The organism is Nocardia sp. NPDC004711 (assembly GCF_053601595.1).
Genome location: NZ_JBSGCB010000018.1, coordinates 181278 through 188745 on the forward strand (window position 1 = coordinate 181278; position 7468 = coordinate 188745).

The 7468-nt window shown below is 57.2% G+C and carries 6 protein-coding genes; 2 read left to right on the top strand and 4 right to left on the bottom strand.

All coding sequences use genetic code 11. The features are described from left to right. Positions 1–28 precede the first annotated feature (28 nt). Positions 29–217, bottom strand: coding sequence for a hypothetical protein (locus ACWEKS_RS20405; RefSeq protein ID WP_452341532.1), 189 nt, complete (start codon positions 215–217; stop codon positions 29–31). A 196-nt stretch (positions 218–413) separates the two neighbouring features. Continuing rightward, positions 414–977 (bottom strand): hypothetical protein, encoded by a 564-nt coding sequence (locus ACWEKS_RS20410; protein WP_452341533.1) that lies wholly within the window; start codon positions 975–977, stop codon positions 414–416. Between the two features lie 148 nt (positions 978–1125). Between ACWEKS_RS20410 and ACWEKS_RS20415 the strand changes: the two genes are divergently transcribed. Next, complete coding sequence (locus tag ACWEKS_RS20415; RefSeq protein ID WP_452341534.1) at positions 1126–1581, top strand: DUF4189 domain-containing protein; 456 nt, start codon at positions 1126–1128, stop codon at positions 1579–1581. A 1173-nt stretch (positions 1582–2754) separates the two neighbouring features. On the opposite strand, the gene ACWEKS_RS20420 is transcribed toward ACWEKS_RS20415, so the two are convergent. Beyond that, positions 2755–3342, bottom strand: coding sequence for a hypothetical protein (locus ACWEKS_RS20420; RefSeq protein ID WP_452341535.1), 588 nt, complete (start codon positions 3340–3342; stop codon positions 2755–2757). A gap of 576 nt (positions 3343–3918) precedes the next feature. Beyond that, a complete protein-coding gene (locus ACWEKS_RS20425; protein ID WP_452341536.1) occupies positions 3919–5208 on the bottom strand; it encodes a hypothetical protein in 1290 nt (429 codons plus the stop codon). A gap of 580 nt (positions 5209–5788) precedes the next feature. Here ACWEKS_RS20425 and ACWEKS_RS20430 point away from each other — a divergent pair. After that, positions 5789–6835 carry an HNH endonuclease signature motif containing protein gene (locus ACWEKS_RS20430; RefSeq protein ID WP_452341537.1) on the top strand — a complete coding sequence of 349 codons (1047 nt, stop codon included), beginning with the start codon at positions 5789–5791 and terminating at the stop codon, positions 6833–6835. Positions 6836–7468 lie beyond the last annotated feature (633 nt).

Genomic DNA, 7468 nt, shown 5'->3' on the forward strand with positions numbered 1-7468 from the left:
GGATCACTCCGCGACCTCGGCCGGATCGCTAGTCGCGCTTGAACGTGATGAATAGACCCATGTACGTCTGCGCGTTGGTGCCCGGGGCGATCGAGTGGAGCTCCCACCCTTTTGCGACCATGTCATTGATCGTCCTTGTGGCGTTGGGGACTTTGACGGGTTTGTCACGATTGCTGTTGGTGCTGAGTGCGTCCGGTACCCAGAGAACCTCGTACATGGGGATGGAAGTTACTCGGTTGGTGACTGTTCTTCTCCCTGCTTCCTCATACTGGCCGCCCTCTGTGGAAGGAGGTCGGGGCAAGGGTGGGCGAATGCCCATCGGCGTAGCCGACGCGAAGCGCCCTTGATGCGGGCTAATGGAGCGAGACGATTGGGCCTATGAGGAGGCGGGGAGTTGTGGGCGTCAACGGCTTTCAGCTCATCTGCCACATCGCGACCGGCGGAAACATATCGCCGTGGTACAGGACAAGTTTCGTGGCGGATTCCCCCGGCGGCACCACGAACGAGATCCAACCACCACGCTTCTCACCAGCGATCAATGCGCCCGACAAGTCGATCTGACCCGGCCGGGGCATCCATGCGTCGTACTGCTCGATCTTGCGACCGCCTGATGTCAGCAACTGGAAGGTCCCGGGGACGTACTCGAGTCCGGACGAGCAGCTGATGGACAAGTCCAGGGCGTACCGACCGTCGACCTGATGCGGGTTGGTGATCACGTACGTCGCTTGTGCGCCTTCACTGGTGCCGCCCACGAGCACTTGGTCGCCGACGTGGTGTGTCAGGGCGTCAGCCCGGCTGAAGGTCGAAGTTGTTGCCACCGGCGCGGCCACAGGCGACGACGCCGCGACGGGGCTTGAGCTATTGCTGCTGCACGCAGTCATGGCCACTGCTATAACTGGCAATGCGAAGACAGTCCATTTCATATGTTCTCCTTGCTCCTCTGTCCGATCCATATTGAACGCCAGTTCGGCGCTCATGTCGCGGCGTCCGCCACACCTGGTGCCGAATCCGGCTCAGGCCGAATAGGTTTGCGTATCGGTCAATCAGTTGACCGGGCTACATCGGCGGTGATAGTCACTAGCGCGAGCCCGATGAGGGGAATCCGACAAAATGTAAGGGGGAAGCGTGAACTCACGCTTCAGTGGCGCCGTCCTGTCTATTTCCGCGGCGGCTGTGACCAGTCTTCTCGGGGCGGGTGTCGCACATGCAGACATTCAATGGGGAGCTATCGCGGAAGGTACTTACGGGTTCAATACGGTCACGAACTATCCGAGCAGACAAGAAGCCATCGATGCGGCCGTTGCGAATTGCAACAACGCATATCCGGCACGCTGGGTGGATACCGGCTCAGGGGGCGGTCATACGGCTGGCGGCGACTGCAAAGCGCGCCTGGTCTTCCCTAGTGGTACCTGTGCCGCCATTGCCCAGGGGTACGGGATGGATTCGAAGGGAAACCTCGATAGCTCTCCGAGCAGGTACTCGGTCGGTTCTGGCGCGTCCATCGCCGAAGCTGACTTCGATGCGATGGCCAAGAACGCCGGCTACAAAGTCAGCGTCATAAAGTCGGTCTGTCAGAGCTGAGCCAGCGGATGTCTGGCCGGTGAGGGAGAGCCTCCGACGACGACGTTGGCTCCCAGGCTCGTGAAGTCCGGTCGCGATGTTCTTCGTGCAAGCGGCGAATCCGTGCGGCGGTTCGTTTGGCGGTGACTGCGGCGGATGTCAGCGATTCGGGCCCAGCGGCTGGGATGCCGGCCGATTCACCAGCGGAGGCCGGGCCGGCCGATCAGGCCTGGCTCCCTGACCCGTCTGCTTTCCCATCCTGTCCATTGCTCGAAGCGGCCCAATGGGATCGATTCGCGGCGTGCTGGTGTGCGCTGCAACGCGCCGACGCTCCCGTGACCGAGCGGAGCGAGGGAGCGGGTGTGCCTCGTAGCGCGGGGCGGCGCGCGCATGCGCGCCGCTCTTGGGTCTGTATAGCCAGTTTCGGCAACGGCTCTCGCTTCGGGCGGTGGGGCTGTTAGAGCATCCCTCGGGCACGACCTCTTCGTCCCGAACGATGATCTTGCCCGTTTTGCCTGAATTGACGGATATTGGGCCTGTTGGTACCACTGCTCTGACCAGGTATTTGGCTATTGGTGGCGTTGGGGCAGATTGGCCAGTGGCGGAGCTACTGCGGACATGCTGCGGACGAACTCCCTCGGGCGTTGGTTCTGGGTTGCCCTGGGGTTTGATGCGTACGCCTCAATGCTGTTTGAGTCGTACGCATCAAACAACGGTAGGCTCTCGATGAACGGGCGGCGGCCTATCGTATTCGTACATCTACAATAAATCTCTCTGGCTAGCCTACTGCGTCCAGGAAGCCGTTGATATCGCAGGTAGCCTGAGCTGGATCAGTCTTCGGGAGTCGGTACTTTGGGAAGTCCTTGTGGATAGCAAGGGCGCCAGTACGTTGGACGCTGCAATCAACGACTGCGGGTTTCGTCGCCTCCTGCTTGTCATTATGAGCTATCACGACTCCGGCTAAGGTCAATACGGCGGCAGTCACCGCCGACAGAAATGGAGCGATCACCGCCCACTTTGACTTCGACCAATCCTTCTGCTGTGCGGTCTGCGGGTCGGGTTGTGGAGCTATGACTGGGACGGCCAGCTGAGCTGGTTCCCGGGCCGATGGCTGAGCCGGGACAATGGTGCCCGTCGTTGGCAGGTACAACCCGAGCGGCGTCGTTACCTGGTAGTAGACGGGTGGATCTTGCCTCACGCTATCGCTCCCGGCGCGAGAGGAGGGGATTTCAGCTCCCGGGTTTCATCCCGGTCGTGTAGTACGTCTAAAAGTTCTTCTGCGTAGAAATGGTAGCCGAAGCTTTCAAAGATTTTGATTATCTGAAAGATGCGGGTTCTGCTCTCCAGCCAACGATCCTCTGCCTCATCAGGGTCATCAAAACGGCGGGACATGGACACGCTGAATGCGAGATTTCTTGCCTCAAACATCAGCCATTCAGCATTCGGGTCTATGTGACCGCGCTGGGGGCGACTCTTCGATCGGATTGCTAACCAGTTGAGACTGAATCGCCGGTAGTGTTGCCATATCGCATAAATGGCCATCAGGTAGCTGATGGCAAAGCTTGCCCCAATCAGCAGCGTCGCGATTGGATTGGCCCAGATGTAATGGCCAAGTTTGATTGTTGCATAACTATTCGCGCCAAGGATGAGAAGGGCAAGGATTAAATACGCGAAGGTTATGGGCCGCGCATCCGTGCCTGTACTGTCATCTGGCGTGTAAGGCTTCAGATGGATTGTCAGGGGCGCTTGCGCCTCGACTTCTCCCCCTAGTTCATTCGGCATGGGAAAACAATACAGGGGAACCGAACTCGTGGCTGCGGAACTGCTTGGCAACACAGCTATTAATCGGAGTTTCGCCGTTTGACGAATCTCTGTTGCGGCTCAACTACCCGACGTGCGATAGCTCAGGGCCTACCAGGTAAGGCGTGTCGCAACTCCCAGGTGAGGGGCGATCGGATGAGGTCACACCCCAGCTCCGTGATTCAGCTCGGATTGCCACCTAGGGTTTTGTAGCCGATGGGAGGGTTGAAACACTGCGCCGACCTGCGGATTGTCCGTTGGTCAGGTTTGGCAGATCGGGGCGGCTGCTGAATCCGGTGCGTACTCGTTGCGTACCGGATCAGCTGTCCCTCGTCCCTGGTGGTCCGCTATCTCCTCGGGTGTCGCCTTTGTCGTGGTTTGGTGTCTCCTTGCGGCCGCGCGGGGAGACGCTCGTGCGGTTGCTGGAGACGCGGGTGAGGCGAACGCTGTCTACCGGAGACGCTTCGGAGAAGATATCCCCTACCTCCCCGGCCGGGAAGGTTCCGTGGCATCCATTATGCGATACACATGCTCCCTGGTCAGCCGCATGGAGATATATTAGCGTTTTGTTTCGACGATGCTGATTATCTCCTTCGCGGCGCTTATTTTCTCGGAATATTTCGGATCAAACAAGCTAATAGCATAGATGACGATCCACACAGATCCGGCGATTGTCCAGACAGCGGTAATCTTATTATCGAGTTCTATGCCACCTAGGCGTACAATAAACAAGGCCGCTAAAGGTGTAATCGCTGCTAAAATGCTGCCGAAGAATTTGGCGATTTGAAGGTGCCATTTGGTCTTTACGAGGGGCTCTTCGACCGGATCTATTGGTAAGTAGTGATACATTTGTGTTGCAATTGCGCTAATCAGTATCGACAACTCGTCGGCCATTGCTTGAGCTGTGCCTTGCTGGGGAAACGCGACCCACACCTTCAACGATCGTATATAATTTGCGATAGAAAGCATGCGCTGAAAAGAAGAATCATGCGGATGGATTCTAAGGCGCAGGGCTCGCGGTATGCTCGACTCGAAATTGGAGGCCATCTTCTCCAACGTTATGGAGAAGTATCGGCGAGTGGACAGGCTGCTATCAATATCATTGCAGCGAAGTAGCAGCCGCGCGCCTGTCTGGAATATGACCTGCTCCAGGAGAATCAATGTCGGAAATTTCAAGACTATCAATGTTGCGACAGCTCCGTAAATGCCGCGAGACAATACACCGAGGGCTAGCCTCGTGCTATATATGAAAATCAGACCTAAAGACATTTCGTTGAATATATGTGCGACACCGGATGACCATATATCGGTGGCGTAGTAGCAGGCGACTGAAACGCCCAATTTGATTGACCACTGCGCTAGTAGCTGCAGATATACAGACCGAGGCCTAGTCCGGGGCCCGCCGACTTCGTTGAATACTTCATCCAGAGACGGGTTGGTGCTTCTTTTCCGGGGCGCGGTCACCGCGTCGTAAAGTTCCATTAGTAGAATGGTCAGCAGTAGCGGGAAGCTGAAGAATTTGACCGCGCCAAAAACCAAGGCGGCCCAGCCTGTAAAGTACAGTAGAATGGTTGCCCAAACTGTCATTCTTATTATGCGATCGAGAAGTTCTGAATACGCCGTTCCAGCTGTCCTGGAAAACTCTTGAACGCGCTCGAAGGCGCCTGTTCCGAATGTATTCTCAATGTGTTGTCGATGAATGGATATCATATCATCGAATTGTTGATTGCTGTATTCTGATCGCTGCCGGAAAATTCCTCTGTCTCCGCCGCGTAATATCGCCACTAGCGTGGACCCCGACATTATGAAGCGCGAAGGGTTCCCATTTTCTTGGGGCGCTTCGACCATCCTCACTCCTCTAGTCTTCAACGTACGGCCTACTCATATAGCAGCGGCTGCTCGTGGGAGCAGTTGAGGGCTTAATGGGAGACCGAACGACCCACCTGGTACCGCTGCTACATGGTACTGAGAACGTCGGGCGTTACAAGAGGTTGGGATGGTGCTCTCGTAAATCCGAACACTCGTGCTCCCGTGAGCGTCGTAGGAATCAATGATCTGCGACGGTCAACAACTCAAATTGCCAATTTGCCTTGCGGCACTGGACGGTCGCCCAGAATCCGGTAGGTCGTGAGTCTGCCCTGGTTATCCCTCTGTTCAGCGGCCAGACAGTGGGGTGGGTAAGGCTTGTCGGCGGCAAACTGGGGCTCTCCTCTTTGTTGTCCAGAAAACTGGACAGTTCCAGTTGTGAGGAGATCAGGCCGCTTGCCCCGCGCTGGCGGAAGTCCTTATGTCTCCTTGGCTGCGTCCAGGCAGCGCGAGGGAGACGCTCACCCGGGTGGCGCGCTGGCAAGTCAGGGCGCTGTCTCTCGGTGACACTTCCAGGGATGGCGGATGTCTACAGGCCGTATCCGAGAGCTAGGTTTGATACGTGACAGAGATCAGGTACCGCGAGGGTGGTGACAACCGGATTCTGCGTATGGCCTTGTATGACGTGTACAGGTCTCGCTGCTATTGGTGTGAAAAGCCAGTCGATTTCAACGCTACGGAGATAGACCACATTCTGCCCAGGACTGCTACGCAGGCAAGGCTGGATAAGCTCGCCGATGAGCTACTCAACCCAGCTGTGACGAGTTACGACGTCCATGACCCGTACAACCTCGCCCCCATCTGCGGGCCCTGCAATCTCCGAAAGTCCGCAATCGACTTCACCCCCACGAAGCGTGTGATGCAGGATCTTCAGACTGCTCACACGCTCCGGCGCACAGTCGTTAGCAAGGTCGAAGCCTTCGCTACTGCGGGAAAGGTAACCCGCGCTGCTACTACGGTGATCGCCGCCGACTTGAAGGACCGGACTGCTCGCCGTGCGCTCGAAGACCTTGCGCCGCAGATCATTCAGAAGATCGCGCTCATGGACTCGGAGTTGGCGGACGGCTTTCTCACCATCAGAGAGTTTCCCGTAGGGGAGTTCGATGCGAATGACCCCGAGGCACGACATGAAGCCGTCGTCACAATCAGAGCGGATGCCTCAACGCGCCGAACCCTTCACCTACTTGAGGACATGTGCGCGGCAAGTCTCGGGACAGTCCTTGCCGGCCTCGTCGGTGATTTGCGCGAGCAACTCGCCGACCGGGCACGGAGCGATCTCGAAGCAGTCGAGGTGCCAGGTGGGAATCCAAACGTCGGCGAGCCTGAGAGCTCTGTGTATGTCCTCATCGATGCAGTCACGATGCTTCGCGACCGGGCTGCCTTCGAATTTGTCTTCCGGGGCCGCTTCGACATCACGATGCTTACGTCGGTCTTGATCCCCAGTGAGGACGGGTCCCTAAGCGAAGAAGTTCAAGGCGAGGCGGGATACGAAGGTACAGTCCAGTTTCCAGTCTGGTGGAACGCCTTGGACGAAGCCGCGGTCATCACTGGCGAAAGTGTGGTGGGGATCGATCATTCGGAGGTCGATATCATCGTTAACTACCTCTGAACTGGTCTTCTATGTTGATGCGTATGCCTCAAGACCGTTGATGCATACGCATCAAACCGGGCCTGGCCGTTGATACGTATTCTCAACAGTGACCCTGCTAGACATGTCAGTTCGTTGATGCCTACGCATCAAATCGGTTGATTCGGCAAGTCGGCCTCCCTCGATTGAGGCGTAGGCATCAACGTATCTTGATGCTTACGCCTCAACTCTCAGATCACCGATCGCGTTGTTATACTTCATGTTTCCTTCCTCCCCGGGCCGGAGGTAATCCCTTCGTTGTGGTTCGTCCTCGTGCGCACGCTGCATTGCATCGCGACTTGTGATCGCAACCCCCCCGTTGTGGTCTGCTCCCAACGCGACTCACATGCCAACGCAACATCCGTACGCAACGCGCGCCCTTGTGGTCCTCTCCTTTGTGGTCCTTCCTTCACCATCTGACACTCCCGAAACCCTTGTCCTCCACCACACCCCCGTACCTATCTTTTGACTCTGGTCTGGTCTGGCCGAGACTATGTCCTCCGAAGGCGAGCGGATGGAAATCGTCGAGCTCGAAGCCTTGGATGAAGGTGCTGTTCAGCAGAACCGCTGCGGACCCGCGCCAGGCACCTGCTGCTCGACGGTGTGGCCTGCGGT

Excerpts from the sequence above, each read along its gene's own strand:
- ACWEKS_RS20410 (WP_452341533.1), bottom strand. The coding sequence starts at position 977 with ATGAGCGCCGAACTGGCGTTCAATATGGATCGGACAGAGGAGCAAGGA.
- ACWEKS_RS20425 (WP_452341536.1), bottom strand. The coding sequence starts at position 5,208 with ATGGTCGAAGCGCCCCAAGAAAATGGGAACCCTTCGCGCTTCATAATG.
- ACWEKS_RS20405 (WP_452341532.1), bottom strand. The coding sequence starts at position 217 with ATGTACGAGGTTCTCTGGGTACCGGACGCACTCAGCACCAACAGCAAT.
- ACWEKS_RS20420 (WP_452341535.1), bottom strand. The coding sequence starts at position 3,342 with ATGCCGAATGAACTAGGGGGAGAAGTCGAGGCGCAAGCGCCCCTGACA.